Consider the following 21,357-nt stretch of genomic DNA (forward strand, 5'->3'; position numbering starts at 1 on the left):
TCATGCCATTTTCAAAATACGCCTCCGGCTTGACGCGCCTTTGCCTGTTCACCTGCTCAACCGCCGCGTTTTGCCTTTTAATAACAGACTCGAATGCCCAGACCGTTTCGAATGGCTTCTGGCAGGCACAGAACATTTATCAAATCGTCACTGACCGCTTTTTTGATGGCGATGCCAGCAACAATAACGCCGAAGGGAATTACAACCCTGGTAGCAGCAGTGGTTCGACTGTTCACGGCGGTGATTTTAAAGGCATCGAACAAAAACTGGACTATATCAAAGCGCTGGGCGCAACGGCGATTTGGATTTCTCCGATTGTCCAAAATGCGAGCGGGCAGTTCCATGGTTACGCGGGCAGCGACTTTTACCGGGTGGCTCCGCACTGGGGAACGCTGGCGGATTTGCAGCATATGATCCAGGCCGCGCATGCGCGTGGAATTCTCGTCATTAATGACATCGTCGTGAATCACGGTGGCGATTTGATTTACAGCACTGATGCGGGATACTCCACCTATAAAGCTCCGCCGGATGGTTACAACCTGCGTTACCGCAATGGCTCGAAGCAGTTTGCGGCGCCGTTTAATACAAACGCGCTTAATCCGAGTCTGACTAATCTATTTCATAACAATGGCGGCATTCCAAATTACAACAACCCGGAGCCGGTCGAACTTGGTGAGTTGAGTGGCCTGGATGATTTTCGTACTGAGTCACCTTATGTCCGATCGAACATGGCGGCGATTTACAACTATTGGATCGGGACGGTCGGGTTCGACGGGTTCCGCATTGATACGGTGAAACATGTGGAGATGGGTTTCTGGCAGGAGTGGGCTCCAGTGGTGCATGCCTATGCCGCGGCAAATGGAAAGCCAAATTTTTTTATGTTCGGCGAGTGTTATGACGGTTCGGATTCCAAATGCGGTTCGTACACCGGCACGCAGGGTGGGGGTCCATTCAAATTGGATTCGGTCCTGGATTACCCGCTTTATTTCAAAATAAACAGCGTCTTCGCTTCAGCCAGCGGCAACACCAAACAACTGGAGGACCGATACAATGCGATTGCCGCCAACTACGATCCCGCTGCACAGACGCGACTGGTTACCTTTCTCGACAACCACGATCAACCACGTTTCCTGAGCATTTCAGGGGCGACAACCGCCCGCCTGGATTTGGCGTTGCTTTTCCTCTATACCAGCCGCGGTATTCCCTGCCTTTATTATGGTACTGAGCAGGCTTTTAATGGCACTACTGATCCAAACGACCGGGAAGACATGTTCGATGGCCAGTTCGAACAAGGCCCGTCACTCGGTGACAACTTCAACATGACGCATCCGCAGTTTCAGACCGTGGCCAGGATGAACAATTTCAGGCGTCTCTACGCTCCCCTGCAAATCGGCACGCACGTCAACAAATGGTATACTCCATCCGGGCCGGGGCTGTTTGCCTACGCGCGGCGGCTTGGGACGCAGGAGGTGTTTGTGGTTTTTAACACTGCCAGTTCGGCGCAGACGTTGACCAATCGTTCCACGATCTTCGCTCCGGGAACACACATCGTGAACCTGCTGGATCCGACGGAAGTTTTGACCGTTACAGCAACTCCGGAAACGCCGCCGATTACGGTGCAAGGCATGACGGGCAAAATCTTCGTGGCCGAATCCGACTGGCGTCCCCTCGATCCGGTCGTCGTCGGCAATTCGCCTGCGCATGATGCAACCAACTCGCCAACCACCGCACCGATCATCCTTAAGTTTAGCAAGCCAATGGATACCAACAGCGTCCAGGCCTCCTTTCGCACGACGCCGCCTATCAGCGGGACGTTCACCTGGGCGGCAGCGCGAGATACCATGACCTTTACTCCGGAAGGGGCGGGGTTCCCGGTTCTGACCACGATTACTGCGCGCGTCACAAACGCTGTGGACACAATTTCGGGCAATACAATGTTTTCGCCGTACGAACTTAAGTTCAAAACCGGTCCGATGGTTTCGCTCCCGGCTTTTAAGATCACAAATGTCTCTGTGGTGAATAGTTCCAATGTCCAGATTAGCTGTTCTTCCGAAGTCAATCGGACGTACCAACTCCAACGTCGCGATACTCTGGACGCAGCTTCTTTGTGGCAGGACTTTGGGACGGCAGTCAGTGGAACTGGCGGGGTGATAGTTTTGACAGTCTCCGAGGACGAGATGGGGGAAACCCAGTTTTACCGCGTCGCTCAGCGTTGAGCGTGGGATGTCGTCTGCTCAGCCGTTCAGGAATTTCACCACTGCTTCGGTTCGGGAATGAACATGCAACTTCTCGTAGACGGTTCGAACATAGTAGCGAACCGTATCCGTGCTGATGCCCATTTTCTCCGCGATCTCCTTGTACACATAACCTTTGCTAAGGAGTTGAAGGAACTCGCGTTCACCGGGGCTAAGCTGGCTTACAGGGGACACATCCTGGGGCTTTGAAAAAAACTGAACCAGTCGGCGAGCCAATTGCGGGGACATGGGCGAACCGCCCGCATGAACATCACGAACTGCTTCCAGTAACTTGGACGAACTGGTGCGTTTGAGCAGGTAACCGCTCGCTCCGGCTTTGAGCGAATTGAACAACGAATCGCTGTCCTCATACACGGTGAGCATCAAAACTTGCACCGCCGGAATGATCGCTTTCAACCTGCGGACACATTCGATCCCCCCCATGCCTGGCATATTAATATCCATCAGGACCACGTCGGGTGGCTGACGGGGGATTTCCTCCATTGCGATTTCGCCATTGGAGTACTCGCCCAGCAATTGAAGCGACCCAGTCCGGCGGATCAGGGTCGCGAGACTCGTCCGCATGTCTTTGTCATCATCCACAATCGCCACTTTGATCTGCATAACTTGAATACTGCATTCCTATTTGACAGGATTTGCCGCGCGGAAGCAACTGCATGAATGTGCAGCTACAATCACGTTGACGGAATCCAGAACTACCCGCCACCTTTGTTAAAAGTGAAAACTTCCTTGATCCTTTTTTTGTCACTTCCGTTTCTGGCAGGCTGCTCCTCGATGCAGTATTCCAAATCCCCAGGCAGCCAGATGTGGCTTACAAGGATGCCATGGCTGACAGCAGGTATGCCACTGTCAATTACTTGCTCTCAAAATTGACCAACAATCTGACAGTTGTTCCTTTGCCAATCGCGGTCTCCATTACCAGTTTGCCCCCAACTGACTCAGCTCGTCGGCTCATATTACCGAGGCCATTTCCTTCGCGGACGCCTTGGGAGTTGATCGGGTTAAAACCACACCCGTCGTCCCGGATCAGGATTTCAAGCGAGTTCACCGTCGCCTTGACCTGCACGCAAACCTCCGTGGCTGCGGCGTGCTTCAGTGCATTCGTGAGTGCTTCTTTCGCGATGAGAAAAATGTTATGGCGCATTTCAGGTGGTAACGAACGAGCGGGCAGGGTGTCTGGCAAATGCAGCCGGCAGCGGACGCTGTCGTCATTAAACAATTCACCGGCAAAATGGGCAATGTAGTCAACGAGGCTTTGTAATGAATCACTGCCCGGTCGCACGGCCCATACAATCTCATCCAGCGCCCGGAGCGTTTGTCCGGCAAGTTCTGAGATTTTGTTCACGTGAGTTCCCGTTTGTGAAATGCTGCTTTGTTCCACCTTGGCCATATCGCTCAAAAGAGAAATCCGGGACAACGAAGCGCCGAGGTCGTCGTGCAAGTCCTGGGCGATACGCGCCCGCTCCCGCTCCAGCGCCTGTGCCCTCTCCAGATGTTTGAGCTGGCTTTGCACCTTGCTCTTTTCGACGAAACGAATAGTGCCACCGACGGAAACTAAAAGTCCAAGAGCCACCGACCCGAGAAACCACCATGTTTGCCAGAAGTAGGGCAACACCGTAAGAGTCAAACTTGCACCGGTTTCGTTCCAGACGCCTTCACCGTCACAGGCAATTACCTGGAACTGGCGTTTGCCCGGTGGAACGTAACTGTAAAAGGCGGAGCGGAGACTGCCGGCATCCACCCAATCAGAATCCAATCCCTCCATCCGGTAACGAAAACGCACGCGTTCCGGTGAGGTAAAATTTAATCCCGTGTAACGCAGCTCGATTCGATGTTTGCCGGGAGGGATTTGCAATGTCCGTGTGACCACCTTGCCGGTGTCGGACTTCCCGCCCTGTGCTTCGGACGCGGGGTTGGTGGTGGGGAGCGACGAGATCAACGCGCCATCCAACATCACTTGCTCAAGGATTACTGATGGCCCGCGTGCTGGCGGATTCTTGAGTCGTGGATCGATTACCACCAAACCTTTTAGGGTGGAGAACCAAAGCAATCCATTTTTGGTTTTCAGTCCTGCCGGAAAAAAACCGCCCGTGCATTCCTCAGATAACATGCCTTCCGCCCGGCCAAAGATTCGCGGATAGAGCGTAGTGGCTTTCCCGATCACCAATTCCTGCAACTCGGCTTTGGACACGGAAGCGATCCCTCGATTGCTTCCCAGCCAGAGGTGTTCGGCATCGTCTTCAAGAATCTGGGAAATAGTATCGTCGGGCAGACCTTCGCGCGTCGTGAATACGGTGATACGGCCCTGCTGCCATCGCGCCAACCCTCCACCAGCCGTGCCGATCCAAAGCACACCCTGGGCATCTTGATGAAGCGTGCGAATAGAATCGCTTAACAGACCATTCGTTTTGCCCAATTGAAAATGCGTCTGATTCTGATACCGGTGCAGCCCGGCACCCTCCGTTCCGATCCACATGGAACCATCGGCGCCTGGTAGAATCGCCGTGATGGGACGCGTTTGCCAGAAGTTGGTCACGGCCACGCGCCTGCCGCCTTGAAGTCGCCATACTTTTCCTTCAGGTGTGCCGGCCCAAACTGCGCTTTCATGGTCTTCCGCAAGCGAAATCGCAATCAGTTCCGATAGTTCGGCCGGTTGCGCATCTATTGAATCCGCTTTGGCATCGGTGACACGCAGCAGTCCCTTATTGCTCGCCACCCAGGCGCCACCGTCATGCGTGGCCAGCACAGCATTGACTTGAGCCTCGTTTTGCGAGAAACCCGGCAGCAACAACCGACTAAAGTTTCTGGCCTGCCAGCGATAGAGTCCGTCGTTTGCTTTGCCCGCCCAAATTTCCCCCGGCGCAATCTCGGCCAGTCCTTGCACGGGACCGTAGCCCAATCCTTCCGCTGGTCCCAGAAAGGAAACACTCTTGGGACGTAACTGAGTCAAACCCGCGCTCGTCCCAACCCATAGATTTCCTTCGTGATCCACGCACAAGGACTCGACGAAATTATCCAACATCCCGCTCCTGGCGCTGATCGCAAGCAGTTTGCCGTCCTTGAATTGGAACAATCCCTCGCTCACCGAGCCCGCCCAAACTGTTCCATCCGGCGATTCTGCCAGCGTGTTGACGAATGGTTTGTCCAGATGTCGTGGAACGCGGTAGTGCGTCCACTGGCTGCCCGCCCGGCACAAAACAAAATCATCGCCTGCGCCCACCCAGAGTCGTTCGCTCTGGTCCACGAGCACGCAATGAGGGTCGCGCAGGAGCTTTTCCACCGAGCCGTCTGTCAATGGATTCAACCTGCCATCTTGGAACTGAAAAACTCCCGCGCCTGTTGCGGTCACCCAGAGTGTTCCATTTTTGTCTTTGAACAACCCGGTAATGGGCTTGTCCCGGACAGCTTCATTAGTGAACGAAGTCCAACAACCGTTCAGCAACGAACCCAATCCCGCTGTGGTGCCGATCCAAAGCCGTCCTTCGTTGTCCTCCGCGAGCGCGGTGATCGAGTTCGCGGGCAATCCATCCCGCGTTGTGAAAGTGACGAACTTCCCGTCCTGCCGGCGCGCCAACCCGTCATTAACGCTTCCGATCCATAGCGCACCGCGAGCATCCTCGAACATGCAGCTAACCGGTCCGCACCGTAATCCCTCGCGCTCTCCAAACGAAACGAAGCGGACGCCATCGAACCGGGTCACGCCGTTATCGGTGCCAATAAATAGGTATCCCTCGCGTGTTTGCGTCAGGGCGCGAACTGAATTTTGCGACAGTCCCTGTTCCCGCTGCCACGACCGAAAGCTGAACGGCAACGATCCTCGTGCCGCGACCGGTGAAGATTTGCCCGGTTCGATGCCGCTGGAAGCTGTGAAATCGTTGAACGAAGTCGCGATCGCCATGTCGCTAAAAGTCCAACCACCGCCTCCGCCGCCATGCCGAAGATGGATTTCATTGAAAGAACAATTCGCCTTGAATCTCGTCGTCAACGATTCCGGTTGGCTGGTTTCAGTCGCCCCTGCGTTCAAATCCGGGCTCAACCAGACGGTCACAAGATCATCTTCTCCAGCGATGTATTGGACTTTGAAAACGATAGTCCGCTCGATTCCAGCGCGCGGCTGTTCGTACTGTTTAAAGACTCCCACGGCAGTCGACTCCGGATGCGAGGAATGCAAGTCGAGATCGCCGGATACTTTATTCGACTCCCCGGTTTCGGAAGTATGAAAGGCACTGTATGCCCAGGCTTTCATGGCGTTGCCCACCGCCAGTCCACGCGTTTTACCCTCAAACAATTCAAACCCGGCGAAATATTCCTCCGTGCTGGCATCGGACAGCGGGTCCACATGGAACTTAAAGTAGAGCGTGTCCGTGGATGTATCGTCCCGCTTTACCGCTCCACCAAGAATGTCCTGGCCATCGCCAGTTTCGTGAGCGAGGGTCGATCCCAGGTCATTCCAAAGGGTTCCTGCCTGCGAGGAACAACAAAGCAATGAGAGTATGAAACTGACCAGCAAAACGTGGAGGGGGCAATTTGGCCCTTTTCCGGCGATGCCAATAATCGCGCCAGCACGGGTTTGGACCACGTTGAGCGTGCTGGTCACGCCCCGTTTTACCGCCCTTGGAGAACCCAATATTTTAACAGAATAGAACACGTTAAACTCACGCTGCACGTCTGCCATGTTGCGGGCCGTTCTCCGCCAAATGCCGGCGGATGCTGGTTCAAGCATTCTCTCAGGTGATTCCGGAATGTTAATGGCTGCACGACGCCGGGAATACTGCACAAACATGCAGTAGCCAGATTGACACACTAAATCGTAATCTTGCCATATATTTTACCAAGATTTGTGAATTTACTGTTTTTACGCTCGCCAGTTCAGTTCCTCGTTTTATACGCACTGGTCAGCCTGACTTTTTTGTCATCTGCCGTGGCGCAATCCATCCGCCCCGGGATGGGATCCACGCCGTACGCAGATGCGTCAGGCACAGGCGTCACCTTTCGAGTGTGGGCGCCAAATGCAACCAGCGTCGCTGTAAGGGGTTCGTTCAATGGTTACAGTTCCACCGCCAATTTTCTGATCAAGGAAGCTGGCGGTCTCGGGCTTTGGTCCGGTGACATTCCGACGGCTCGGGCGGGAGATCAGTATAAATACTACCTCAGCGGCTCTCTTTGGAAACGCGATCCTCGCGGTCGTAAGGTAGTCAACTCATCCGATAACACGATTGTTTACGACCCGAATGCATTCAACTGGGCCAGCGATGCTCGTTTGCCGGTGAACACTTCGAACCTTGTCATTTATGAAATGCATGTTGGCGCATTCTATGACCCAACTCCTGCGTCGGGTGGACCGGGAAAATTCGCCGATGCAATAACGAAGCTGGATCACTTGGCGGAACTCGGTATCAACGCCGTTGAACTGATGCCGGTTATGGAGTTCGCTGGCGACAATAGCTGGGGGTACAATCCGGCCGACCCATACGCAGTTGAAAACACCGGTTACGGTGGGCCGGATGGTTTAAAGAGTTTCGTCAAAGCCGCCCACCAGCGAGGCATTCGCGTTCTGCTCGATGTGGTTCACAATCATTATGGTCCAAGCGACCTCGACTTGTGGACCTTTGATAACGGGGCCAGCCCAAGTATTTATTTCTACACTGCAGCGAACATCTGCTGCACCCAATGGGGAGGCCGCCCGAACTATTCAACGGAAGGAGTGCGTTCCTTCATCATTGGAAGTTTTCGTCAGTGGTTGGATGAGTATCACGTGGATGGCTTCCGTTGGGACGCGGTAGGCGCAATGAGATATTACGACCCCGGACATGTCGGCATCCCGGAGGCTGATTCACTTATTCAATACATTAACTCCACCGCCATCCATTCGGATCACCCCGGGGCCATCAGTATTGCCGAGGATCAGTCATCAGGAATGAACTTTGATGGCGAATGGAATCGCAGTTTTGGCGACCTCCTCATAGGCGAAATGGTCAAGTCAACCGATAGTTCCCGGGATGTGGTTGGATTGTTCAATGGGATGAATGCGTCGGGATTCTCCCGGGTTCTTTATGATGAATCACACGATTTGGTGGGCAATCTGAATGGCGCTGGCGCACAACGGCTCCCTTATCGTATTCAATCCACCGACCCCACCGGTTACTTCGCGCGCAAGCGATCCATGCTTGCCGCCGCCGTCGTATTAACCACACCTGGAATTCCAATGCTTTTCATGGGACAAGAGATGCTTGAAACTCAGCAGTTCGGTGACAGTAATCCTTTGCACTGGGAAAACACGACCAACTACCCCACCGTGGTACAATTTTATCGCGACTTGATTCATTTGCGGCGAAATCTCGATGGTGTGAGCCTTGGGCTCACTGGTCCCAATATCACCTCACACGTAGTGGACAACACTGCCAAACTTCTCGCCTTTCATCGCTGGGGTGCTGGACCAAATGATCAGGTGATGATAGTTATGAATTTCTCCAACAAGGTATTGACCAATTATTCGATCACTGGATTTCCTGCCAATGGAACATGGTATGTCAACCTGAACTCAGATTGGACACTCTATGGCAATGACTTCGGCAACATGGGAAGTTCTCTGATTCAGGTTTCCGCGGGCAACGGACAAATTACCATTGGTCCATACAGCGTCCAGGTTCTTTCGCGTCAAGCGCTGCCGCTGCTTGATTCGGACGGGGACGGTTTGCTAAATGGGTGGGAACAACTGCATTTTGGTGATCCCATCAGCGCGGTTGCCTCGGCGGATGATGATGGGGATGGGGTGGACAACCTTCACGAACAGGCAGCGGACACTGATCCCAAATCCGCTAATTCCGTGCTGAAGTTCACCGGTATCCAGGCGGGAAACGGACAAATCACCTTAACGTGGAAAGGCGGCCAGTCCGTTCGGCAGGTACTCAAGCAGGCGAGTCAGTTGAACGGGCCGTGGAACGCCATTTATACCAATAATCCTCCCACCGCCATCACCAATACTTTCACCGTCCCCATGCCACCTTCGTCCTCCTCCATTTTTAGGATTGAACTGGCTCCGTAACGTAAACTAGTAATTCGTTCCTGAATGAAGGGAAACAGAACCGCCCAGGGCGCAATGGCATAACCTGCCTCGCGCCAGGCTGCTTGATAATCCCAAGCGGCTGGGGCTGTGGAAAGATGTGAGCAGGAATGATTAAAAGAATTGGCACCTTCGCACCGACGCTTCCATGAATAAATGTTCATGGATTTGATAATGTGACGACAAGATTTTAAATGGTAACCAATACGCTTGACGAAGTTTTTTTCGGACCTGCCAGACTGCCAGAGAAAACCTCGTGTTGAACTCGTACCGGCAGGTAGCAAACTGGCTTCGGGTCTTGAGGTATTTGTCGATTGGAAAGAACCCTTCAAGGAGGGCGTCATATACTATCTGGAAAAGGATCGAGTGCGAGGAGTCCTTCTGTGGAATGTATGGGGCAAGGTAGATGCCGCTCGCCAGTTGATCTCGGAACCCAAGCCGATTCAGATCGAGGATCTGCGGAGATGAATGAAATAGCTGATCGGACAATTTTCCGCATTTATGGAAGCCATGGAGTTCCAGCGATTTATGTGTTAGTGAAATCCATTTTTCTTCATGGCTTAAGTGGCACCTGGTTTCGGTTCTTCCTTGGAAAACCGGCAACTTTCAGGGTTTAACCCCATGGAGGAACATTGACGCGAGAGGTAGGGTTCACGGCGTAGGTCAGAATGGTTTTTATCCCAGGATTCGTTCCAGCACAGGATCAGCAATAATTCGCTGCCTTTTGGAGTGGAAGCAGGTGAGGAGATCGCCATTCAGGCGGTGCGTGCGACGACCTGGCTGGAGCATTGAAAACTTTGCAGCCCAAGCTGAAGCCGAATTGCCTAACGAACTTGTTGGCTGAATAGCAAAAGGAGTTGGTTTTGAAATCTGATTTGACCCTGCGAAGCTTTGCGCTGCTTAACTCAAAGGAACTGCCTCACTTTCTTGCGGGCTAGATTATGGATCATTCTTTGGATGTTTTTCCGATAGAAGACTTGGGCATTCCTGCGGATGCGCGAGTTAAACTTAACAGTGAGTTGTCCCGGCCGGAAGACTCTGCCGGGCTGAGCTGTAAAGGTGGGTTCAAATTGGAAAAGAATTCATCGGCTGAGGCAGGGGCTTTGTGCATTCAGGAAATGTTTGAAAAACAAGCTGCCCTTACGCCTGAGGCGGTTGCAGTAGTTTGTCAATGCAGGTGCCTTACATATCGGGAACTGAACGCACGAGCCAATCAGGTGGCTGCAAATTTGCGACAACTAAACGTGGGTCCCGAAGTAATGGTAGGAATCTGCATGGAGCGTTCCTGGGAGTTGTTGGTTGGCATCCTGGGTATTTTAAAAGCGGGGGGAGCTTATCTGCCCCTGGATCCTTCTTATCCCGGCAGCCGATTGAGTCTTATGCTGGAGGATGCACAACCACTGGTCGTCTTAACCCAGGCGAAGTTGTGCAGGACACTGCCTGCCATTGGTACGCGGACAATTTGTTTGGATGCTCTCCCAACCATCGATGAAGTTGAAAATCCAAGTCTCCTAAATTTCCCCGGCAATGTCGCCTATGTGCTTTACACCTCCGGTTCCACCGGCCGGCCCAAGGGCGTGCTCATCGAACACCGGAGTGTGGTGAACCTCCTTGGCTGGGCCCACGAGCTCTACACCCGCGAGGAACTGGCGGGAGTGCTGGCATCCACTTCGGTTTGCTTTGACCTGTCGGTCTTTGAATTCTTTGTCCCCTTGAGCTGCGGGGGCAGGGTGATCCTGGCGGAGAACGCGCTGGAACTGCCCCAGCTCCCGGCCGCAGGCGAGGTGACCCTCCTCAACACCGTCCCCTCGGCCATGGCTGAACTCTTGCGCACGCGCGGCCTGCCCGCCTCCGTGCGGGTCGTCAACCTGGCCGGGGAACCCCTCTCCGCGCAACTCGTGGATGAGCTTTACCGCACCCAGCCCTGCGTCCGGAAGGTGTATGACCTTTATGGCCCGACCGAGGACACGGTCTATACAACCTGTGCCCTGCGCCGGCCCGGCGCCCCCGCCACCATCGGGCGGCCCCTGGCCAACAAGCAGGTTTATATTCTCAATGAGCAACAAGAGCCCGTCCCGGTCGGAGTGCCGGGCGAGCTCTTTATTGGAGGCTCGGGTCTGGCCCGGGGCTACCTCCACCAGGCGCAACTCACGAGTGAAAAATTCATTCCCCATCCCTTCAGTGCCGATCCCTCGGCCCGGCTCTACCGCACTGGTGACCTGGCCACCTATCTGCCTGATGGAAATATTGAGTTCATCGGACGCGTCGATCTGCAGGTTAAGATTCGAGGTCATCGTGTCGAACTGGGTGAAATAGAGTCAGCGCTTAACCAGCATCCAGCCATTCGCGAGAATGCAGTTGTACTCCGGAACGAGGCTGACCAGAAACGTTTGGTTGGGTATGCGGTGGCACGAAGCAAGGAACACCCAACCGCGAGTGAGCTGAGAAGATTTCTCCAAGGTAAATTGCCCGACTACATGGTGCCCTCAACCTTTGTCTGGTTGTCTGCAATGCCATTGACAGTTAACGGCAAGTTGGACCGACGTGCATTACCAGCACCCAACTGTCTACGGCCGGAACTGGATCAAGCATATGTGGCTCCGAAGACCGAGTTGGAAAAGTTTCTGGCAGGAATTTGGTGCAACCTACTCCAACTGGACCGTATAGGGATCAACGACAAGTTTTTTGAATTGGGCGGCGATTCACTTCAGGGAGCTGAATTCATCGCGCAAGTGGAGAAAAAGTTGGGCGAGCAAATATATGTCGTGGTGCTGTTCGAAGCCCCAACCATCGCCCGGTTCACGGAATATTTGGAGATGCATTACGCCACAGCGGTAAGCCGGGCATTTGGGGTTACCCACGATGGGTCGCCGAGAGAGCTTGCTGGAGGGAAGGTGAACGCAAGCAAGCTGGTTTTGGCACGAAGCTTGATAAAACCGCTTCCACCGCGTTCATCCGGGATGGAGTCCAGAGGGAAAGCTCCGGCTCTGTTCATACTAGCACCTCCACGGTCAGGAACATCCTTATTGCGCGTCATGTTGGCGGGCAATCCTGAATTGTTTACCACTTCCGAGCTGCATCTTCTCAACTTTAATACGCTTGGTGAAAGAAAGGCATTCTTCTCAGGCAAATACAGTTTGTGGCTGGAGGGTCTGATCCGCACCGTAATGGAGATCAAACAGTGCAGCCCTGAAGAAGCGGCACAAATTATCGAAGCATACGAGTTTCAAGATCTCTCCACCGCCGATATGTATGCACTCCTGCAGGACTGGATCGGGGGCAGGATGTTGGTGGAAAAAACTCCGGCCTATGGACTGGACATGGAGATTCTAAAGCGGGCAGAGAGTGATTTTGAAAATGCCTTGTATATTCATCTGGTACGTCATCCGGCAGCAATGGTGCACTCATTTGAAAAAAATCATTTGGACCAGGTATACTTTAATTATGAGCATTGCTTCACTGCCAGGGAAGTTGGGGAGTTGTATTGGTTGATAGTCAATCAGAATGCATTGGAGTTCCTGAAAAATATTCCTTCACGTCGTCAGATGCAGATGCGATTTGAGGATTTGGTTGCTGATCCCAGCGGCATCATGCAGCAAATGTGTCAAAACTTCGGGATGAAGTTTCATCCCGATATGATTCAACCCTACAAAGACCCTGACAAGAAAATGCTGGATGGAGTTCATCGCCAGTCCAAGTCGATGACGGATGCAAAGCTGTTCGATTACAAGAGCATTGAGGCAAAGGTTGCACAGCAATCCGTAAAGACGGATGCAACCTTCTTGAGTGATCTCACACGCGAATTAGGAAATAGATTTGGATATAATTTGGATGACAGAGCAGAAGTCGCCGTTAAAGAAAAGTGCGGAAACGCTGCCAACAGGGGCCACCATCTAATTGGGGAGCAAAGGAGGCTCCGGCAGGCTTTTCGAGAACGCCTGATCAACCAACAGGAAATAAAATGAACAGCCGCGAGAATTATCGCGAGGAGATAGCCATCATCGGTATGGCCGGACGTTTTCCCGGTGCGGCCAATGTGGATGATTTCTGGCAAAATTTGTGCCAGGGATTTGAAGCCGTGCGAACCTTTACGGCAGAGGAACTGGCGGAGGCCGGGGTTAATGCGGACATTCTAAAGAATCCGAATTATGTCAATGCCGGGGTAGTGCTGGAGGAGGCGGAGTGCTTTGACGCGGCCTTTTTTGGATACAAGCCGCGGGAAGTCGAACTGATGGACCCACAGCACCGGATCTTTTTGGAATGTGCATGGTCCGCACTGGAGCATGCTGGTTACGATTCCGAGGAATACACTGGACAAATAGGAGTGTTCGGAGCCGTGGCGAGAAACAACTATTTAATACATAATTTATTGCCAAACCGGCAATTGGTTGAATCCGCGGGTCTGCACCAAATGATCATCGGCAACGACAAGGATTATCCTGCCACCCGAGCCGCTTTCAAACTGAACCTTCGTGGACCTAGTTTAAGCGTGCAAACCGCCTGTTCTTCCAGCGGCGTGGCCATCCATCTCGCATGCCAAAGTCTGCTGGCGGGTGAATGTGACATGGCGTTGGTGGGTGGTGGGCGCATTCTGGTGCCAATGACTGCGGGATACTTGTATGAGGAGGGAGGCATTCAATCACCGGACGGACACTGTCGGGCGTTCGACGCCAAGGCCCAGGGGACAGTCTTGGGAAGCGGAGTTGCGTTGGTGGTTCTGAAACGGTCGAGTGATGCGTTGAGGGATGGAGATTCGATTTATGCTGTGATTAAAGGAACCGCGGTCAATAACGACGGTGCAGCCAAGGTTGGATTTACCGCTCCCAGTGTGGAAGGGCAGGCCAGGGTCATTGCAGAAGCGCAGGCGGTCGCGGGTGTTTCAGCGGAAACGATCAGCTATGTGGAAGCACATGGAACAGGAACTTCGCTGGGAGATCCCATCGAAATCACGGCCTTAACCAGGGCATTTCGCGCGAGCACGAATAAAAAGGGATATTGTGGCATTGGCTCAGTCAAAACCAATATCGGGCATCTGGATGCTGGAGCAGGGGTGGCAGGAGTCATTAAAACAGCGTTGGCATTGAAACATAAGCTGATCCCGCCCAGTTTAAATTTTGAAATGCCCAATCCGCAGATCGATTTTGCGAACAGCCCGTTTTATGTGAACACCAGGCTTGCGGAATGGAAAACAGACGGAACTCCGCGACGTGCCGGCGTGAGTTCCTTCGGGTTGGGTGGAACGAACGCCCACATTATTCTGGAGGAAGCGCCGGAAGCAGAGCCGTCCTGTGCGTCCCGGCCAAGCCAAATACTCCTCCTCTCCGCCAAGAGCAGCGAAGCCTTGCAAAGGGCCACGTCCAATCTGTCATCTTTTCTTGAAAAGAATCCACAAACGAACCTCGCCGACGTTGCTTACACACTGCAGGCAGGTCGCAGAGGGTTCAGTCATCGGCGCATGCTGGTCTGTAACGACACGAAAGAGGCAATCAAGCTTCTGAACGAGGCCAATGCTCAAAAGATCATACCAAGCGAAGTTGAGCCTGCCGCCGCGAAGGTGGTGTTTATGTTTCCAGGCCAGGGAGCGCAGCGGGTGAATATGGCGCTGGAAATTTATCAGAACGAACCAGCGTTTAGGAAAGAGGTGGATTATTGTGCGGACGTTCTGAAGCGCCATTTGGGCATCGATATTCGGCAATTGCTTTATCCCTTGGCGGGACAGGAGGAGGAAGCCAATCAGCAGCTCACAAAAACTCTCTACGCCCAACCTGCGCTCTTTACAATTTCCTATGCGCTCGCGCGTTTGTGGCAGGAGTGGGGAATGGAGCCGGATGAAATGATTGGGCACAGCGTTGGGGAATATGTGGCGGCATGCCTGGCCGGTGTGTTTTCGATTGAGGATGTCCTGTGGATGCTGGCAACGAGAGGCAAGTTGATGCAGAACCTTTCCAAAGGTTCCATGCTGGCTGCATCCCTGCCTGAAGCGGATGCACGAAAATACCTGGGGCAGGAACTTTCCCTGGCTGCCATCAACAGTCCTTCCAGTTGCGTCATTTCCGGTCCCGTGGAAGCGGTGGAGCAGTTGCAAAAGGAACTCGTCAAAGCCAGGGTTGCCTGCCTCCACTTGCAAACCTCACATGCTTTCCACTCCGCAATGGTGGATCCAATCATTGAACCATTCAAACAGGAGTTGAAGAATGTGAGGCTGAACGTTCCTAAAATACCGTTTATTTCCTCCTGCACTGGCACCTGGATTACGGTGGATCAGGCCACAGATATTAACTACTGGGCGCATCACTTGCGGGAAACGGTAAGGTTTGCTGAGGGGTTGCAGGAAGTTATGAAAAAGCCCGAGTCCATCCTGCTCGAAGTGGGGCCGGGAAACATCCTGAGTGGGTTGGCGCGGCATCCTGCTTATAAAGGCAGTATGCGCGGAGTGATCTCCTCATTGGGGGCTTCCCTGGGAGGAAACGAAACACGGAGTTTGCTGAATGCATTGGGCCAGGCATGGCTCGCCGGGCTGAAAATTAATTGGTCAGGGTTTAATGTGCATCAAAGAAGACAGCGGATTGGACTTCCTACATACCCCTTTGAGCGAAAACGCTACTGGGTCGATCCTCCGAAAACAAAAACCATTCCGATCATCGACGCAACTACTTCACCCGCGGAGTCGGAAGGATTATCCCGGGCGAATGGGAACCAAGTATTAACAGGACATGAGGAGCCCACATTTCTGGAAAATGAAACATGCACTCGACCTCAAATGCATACAGAGGATCGAAAAGAGCAGATCCTTGGAGGACTGAAGGAATGTTTGCGCGAATTAAGCGGTATGATCGCGGAAGACCTTCAACCCGCAGCCACTTTCCTTGGTCTTGGCTTTGATTCATTATTCCTGACCCAGGCTGGACTGGCATTTCAAAAGAAATTTGATGTAAAAATTACGCTGAGACACCTCATCGATGAATACCCATCCCTTGAAAAGCTTGCGGGCTACATTGATTCGGTGCTGCCTCCCGAGAGGGCTGTAGAATCGCCAGAGCTTGATGATGAAAGCCGACCGGAGTTCGCAATTCATGAAGTCTTATCCACGCGGAATAATATTCCGAGGCAGGTGGACAGCGATATAATAAAGCAGATTGAGAACCTGGCTTCTGAGCAGCTTCGTTTGGCATCCGAGCAACTCGCATTACTCCGGAGAGGTGTTAAAAATGGAGTTACCTCGACCGAGCATAAATCCATTCCTCCAGATAAAGCCAATGGCCTCCGCAGCAACCAATTCACTCTGCGTCAGAATGAAATGGTCGCTCCGCACAATGAACAAGCCAAAGGTTTTGGGCCGTTCAAACCTATTGATCGGGAAGCGGCAACCAAGCTTGCGCCAAAGCAAAAGGAGGCTTTGGAAGAGCTGATCAACCGTTATACAGGCAGAACAAAGGAATCCAAGAAGTTGACGGAGAAACATCGTCCACATCTGGCAGATCCCCGCACTGTTTCCGGCTTCAAGCTGCTTTGGAAAGAGATGGTGTATCCGATTACCGCTTCCCGTTCCCAAGGTTCAAAAATTTGGGACGTGGATGGAAATGAATACATTGATTTGACGATGGGTTATGGCGTTCATCTATTTGGCCATTCACCTGCCTTTGTGAACAAGGCAGTGGCCGAACAGTTGGAGCAAGGAGTTCAGATCGGGCCACAGTCACCGCTTGCTGGTGAGGCAGCCAGGCTGATTTGTGGGTTTACCGGTATGGATCGTGTTACGTTCTGCAACACCGGCTCGGAGGCTGTGTTGGCGGCGTTGCGTGTGGCACGCACGGTCACCGGTCGAAATCGCATCGCTTGCTTTGCGGGTTCCTATCATGGAATCAATGACGAATTACTTGTCAAAACCAATACGATAAATGGCGTCAGACATCAGTTTCCCGTTGCGCCTGGAATTCTTCCAAACGTGGTGGAGAATGCCTTGGTTTTGGAGTATGGCGCACGCGAGTCACTTGAGGTCATCCGAAATCATGCTCACGAACTTGCCGCGGTGATTGTAGAGCCGGTTCAGAGTCGACGTCCAGATTTACAGCCAAAGGAATTTTTGAGGGAACTCCGGGAGATAACGAATGCAGCGGGAATGGCTTTGATTTTTGACGAAGTCATCACCGGTTTCAGATTGCATCCAGGTGGTGCACAGGCCTGGTATGGTGTGCAGGCGGATCTGGCCACTTATGGGAAAGTCCTTGGCGGAGGCTTGCCAATAGGAGTGATCGCGGGTAAATCGCGTTTCATGGATGCCTTTGACGGTGGACAATGGAATTATGGTGACAATTCCTCACCGGAGGCTGGCGTCACGTTCTTTGCTGGAACATTTGTCCGGCACCCGTTGGCCCTGAGCGCATCCGTTGCGGTATTAAATCATTTAAGAGAGCAGGGGCCGGAACTGCAAAGCAGCTTAAATGCAAAATCCGACCGGTTTGCCGAGGAACTGAACATTTATTGCCTAGAGCATCGCATTCCCCTACGCATAGTGAATTGCGGCTCTCAATTTTATTTCCGTTTTGAAGAGGAGAATGGCTTTGGCAATCTACTCTTTTACTATTTACGGGAGAGGGGGGTGTTTATTTGGGAAGGACGACCTTTCTTCCTCTCCACGGCACATTCGGATGAGGATATTAAGAACATCCTAGAGGCTTTCAAAACCAGTATGGCGGAGATGCAGGCTGGAGGATTCTTCTCATCGGGTCATAGTTATAGTCAGGGAAACCAGACAGATAACCCTCTGAATCATCAGTCCCTGGGAAATGGCATCAAGGTTTCCGAGGATGAGCACCGCGTTGTAAAGAGCGAACGATTGGCTTTGACCTCGGCGCAGATGGAAGTCTGGTTGGAGGCACGGAAAGGCGACCATGCGTCATGCCATTACAATGAGTCCCAGAATGTCTGGCTCACCGGAATTCTGGACCTCAACGCGCTTCGCAGTGCCCTTCAATCGCTGGTGGACCACCATGAAGCTCTGCGGACTGTCTTCAGCGAGAATGGAGATTACCAGGAGATTAGGCCCACTCTAACCTTGGAGGTTCCATACATTGACCTGGCTCCTTTGGATGGAGCGCACAGGGAGATTCGTGTTGCAGAGATGCAAAATGAAGAGGGTTCAAGGCCCTTTGATATTGTGAACGGGCCCATGATCCGGGCTCAAATCATTCGGCTGGAAGAGAATCAACACCTCTTGTTGATGACGGCTCACCACATCATTTGCGACGGGTGGTCACTGGGAGTTATTTTAAGTGAACTGGGACAACTCTACACGGCCGCGCATGCCGGTGCCGGCAGCGATCTGAAACCTGCGATGCAGTTTAGCGAGTACGCGGAGCAGCAAACACGCGAATCCACAGTAAAGGAGATTGCCAGGGCTGAGGAATATTGGATCGGCAGATTCTCCGGACAAATTCCCAGCCTGGATTTGCCTGCTGATTTCCCGCGGCCTGCAAAAAAAGGATATCACTCCAACCGGGCGTCATTAAGAATTTCAAGTGCTCTGTACAAGGAACTGAAGGCCGTGGGCGCGAAGTGCGGGGCGACATTGTTCTCGACTTTGCTGGCGGGATTTGAGGTGTTGCTGCACAGGCTTTCCAACCAGGATGCATTGGTCGTCGGGATGCCAGTGGCGGTTCAGGCTCTCGCGAATGCAAACTCACTCGTGGGGCATTGTACAAATCTCCTGCCATTACGAAGCAATTTTGACCCGGAAGCGAGGTTTATTGAGTTTCTAGCCTCCACAAAGCAGGAAGTGATGAGCGCCTATGAGCATCAGAATTATTCCTTCGGCGCACTGGTGCAAAAGCTCAAGCTTCCGCGCGACCCGAGCCGGGCCCCGCTCATTTCGATTGCTTTCAATGTCGATCGTGCGGTTACGGGTATCAGTTTCGCCGGCCTGGAGTGCACATGCTCCGCGAATCCAAAGCGATTCCTTAACTTTGAACTCAGCTTAAATGTTCGGGACACCGGTTCGGAACTTGAGCTGGATTGTGATTTTGACATCGATCTTTTTCTGCTCGAGACGATGCAGAGATGGTTGGGACATTATGAGACAGTTCTTACAGCGATAACTGAAAATCCGGAACAAACATTGGGCAATTTGCCGCTGTTGAATGCAGAGGAAAAGCTGACTCTGCTTGAGCAATGGAACAGTGCGCGAGTCGAAGTTCCTCAGCAGGCAGTGATCCATGATTTTTTTGAATTACAGGTTGCTCAGCAACCGAGCGCCGTGGCACTGGTGGAGGGGGAGCGTCGTTTCACTTATGCGGAACTGAATGAGCATGCCAACCAGCTGGCGCATCACTTGAGGTCGTGCGGCGTCGGACCTGACAAATTGGTTGGGGTTTGCATGAATCGCTCCATCGAGATGATCACCACCCTCCTGGCAATTCTAAAATCCGGCGGCGCCTACGTGCCATTGGACCCGATGTATCCGAAAGAGCGACTTGCGTTCATGCTGAGGGACGCAAAGGTTTCGGTTCTGGTGACGTGCGCTCATTTAAAATCCAAGCTGCCAGAGCACGAGGCAAGGGTGGTGGTGTTCGATGAAGATTGGCGTCAGATAGAGCACAACAGTAATAAAAATCCCGATAAAATTACTGATCGAACCAACCTGGCTTATGTCATCTATACGTCCGGTTCCACAGGTCTGCCGAAGGGAGTGGCTATTGAGCATCGCGGCGTGGTAAGCATGCTCTTGTGGGCAAGGGACGTTTATTCGGCAGAAGATCTTTCAGGAGTTTTGGCATCCACTTCCATTTGCTTTGATATATCAGTGTTTGAAATTTTCGCTCCGCTCAGTTGGGGTGGGAAGATCATATTGGCTCAAAATGCCCTCCAGTTACCCTCGCTCGCGGCTGCCGAGGAGGTAACCCTTATCAACACAGTTCCTTCCATCATGGCCGAGTTATTGCGCATCGGAAATGTGCCGAAATCAGTTCGAGCGGTTGGTCTCGTCGGAGAACCGCTTTCGACCGCTTTAGTCGACCAGATCCATGAGTTATCCCATGTCAATTGCGTATATGATCTCTACGGCCCAACCGAGGATACGGTCTATTCCACCTTTACCCGGCGGAGGATCAAGGAGAAAGCCAACATAGGCCGACCGCTTCCGAATACACAGGTCTATATCCTTGATGGCAAACTGCAACCCGTGCCTCCCGGGGTTCATGGCGAACTGCATTTGGGTGGGATGAAGCTGGCGAGAGGGTATCTCCACCAGCCTGAACTGACGGCGAAAAGATTTATTCCAAATCCCTTCAGCAACGAGCCTGGATCAAAACTGTATAAAACCGGAGACATTGCCCGATATCTTGCGGATGGACGCATCGAGTACCTGGGGCGCATGGACCACCAGCTTAAAGTGCGGGGCTTCAGAATCGAGTTGGGAGAGATTGAATCGGTGTTACGGCAGCATCCTGATGTAGGGCAGACCGTGGTTGTTGCACAAGATGGTCCAAATAGCACCAGGCAGCTGGTCGCTTATGTTACGGCAAGGAATGGTGCGGTACCCGGAATAGAGGAAATGAAGCGACATCTCAAATCGAAGTTGCCGGATTTCATGGTGCCTGCTTATTTCGTCACACTGAGTGCGCTTCCGCTGACAGTGAATGGCAAAATCGATAGGAAGTCCCTGCCCCCGATCGAAGCAGCAATCCCTGCCGGCCATGAACGTTATGTCGGCCCCGGAAACGAACCAGAAAAACTGTTGGTGGAAGTGTGGGAGGCAATCCTCAAGCGGAAGCCAATAGGCGTTCATGATAATATTTTTGAAATAGGCGGCGATTCATTAATGATTTTTAGAATTAGTAATCGAGTCATGCAGGCGGGATTGGATTTGGAACCAGAGCACTTTTTCCAATATCAGACCATCGCAGAGTTGGCCGCAGCTGCTGAAGTCTTCAAAATGAAAAAGGTTGAAGCCGCTGCCGAGCTGCGGAAGAAGGTCAGTCAGATGTCGCCGGAAGAAGTGCAAAGGCTTTTGCGCGCAAAGAAGGAAGTCATGGCGCGTTAGGA

7 protein-coding genes are annotated in these 21,357 nt (G+C 52.7%); 5 read left to right on the top strand and 2 right to left on the bottom strand.

Annotated elements, in window-relative coordinates:
• Nucleotides 1-2: 2 nt before the first annotated feature.
• Complete coding sequence (locus CFLAV_RS25875) at nt 3-2,216, top strand: alpha-amylase family glycosyl hydrolase (protein ID WP_007417836.1); 2,214 nt, start codon at nt 3-5, stop codon at nt 2,214-2,216.
• Between the two features lie 18 nt (nt 2,217-2,234).
• Here CFLAV_RS25875 and CFLAV_RS25880 read toward each other — a convergent pair whose 3' ends face one another.
• Nucleotides 2,235-2,858, bottom strand: coding sequence for a response regulator (locus tag CFLAV_RS25880; protein WP_007417837.1), 624 nt, complete (start codon nt 2,856-2,858; stop codon nt 2,235-2,237).
• A 250-nt stretch (nt 2,859-3,108) separates the two neighbouring features.
• Complete coding sequence (locus CFLAV_RS25885) at nt 3,109-6,978, bottom strand: sensor histidine kinase (RefSeq protein WP_160164661.1); 3,870 nt, start codon at nt 6,976-6,978, stop codon at nt 3,109-3,111.
• 117 nt (nt 6,979-7,095) lie between these two features.
• Here CFLAV_RS25885 and CFLAV_RS25890 point away from each other — a divergent pair, with 117 nt between their 5' ends.
• The 4 genes from CFLAV_RS25890 (at nt 7,096) to CFLAV_RS25905 (ending at nt 21,355) form a co-directional block, all read left to right on the top strand.
• Entirely contained in the window at nt 7,096-9,300 is a 2,205-nt protein-coding gene (locus tag CFLAV_RS25890; RefSeq protein ID WP_150107597.1) for an alpha-amylase family glycosyl hydrolase, read from the top strand.
• Between the two features lie 228 nt (nt 9,301-9,528).
• The gene (locus tag CFLAV_RS37025) at nt 9,529-9,786 is read left to right on the top strand and encodes a hypothetical protein (protein ID WP_040550232.1); all 258 of its coding nucleotides are present in this window, start codon (nt 9,529-9,531) and stop codon (nt 9,784-9,786) included.
• A gap of 473 nt (nt 9,787-10,259) precedes the next feature.
• Complete coding sequence (locus tag CFLAV_RS25900; RefSeq protein ID WP_007417842.1) at nt 10,260-13,283, top strand: amino acid adenylation domain-containing protein; 3,024 nt, start codon at nt 10,260-10,262, stop codon at nt 13,281-13,283.
• Nucleotides 13,280-21,355, top strand: coding sequence for a hybrid non-ribosomal peptide synthetase/type I polyketide synthase (locus tag CFLAV_RS25905; protein WP_007417843.1), 8,076 nt, complete (start codon nt 13,280-13,282; stop codon nt 21,353-21,355). Before CFLAV_RS25900 ends, CFLAV_RS25905 begins: the two co-directional genes overlap by 4 nt.
• Nucleotides 21,356-21,357 lie beyond the last annotated feature (2 nt).

The sequence above is a fragment of the Pedosphaera parvula Ellin514 genome (genome assembly GCF_000172555.1).
In the GTDB taxonomy this organism is placed as follows: Bacteria; Verrucomicrobiota; Verrucomicrobiia; order Limisphaerales; family Pedosphaeraceae; genus Pedosphaera.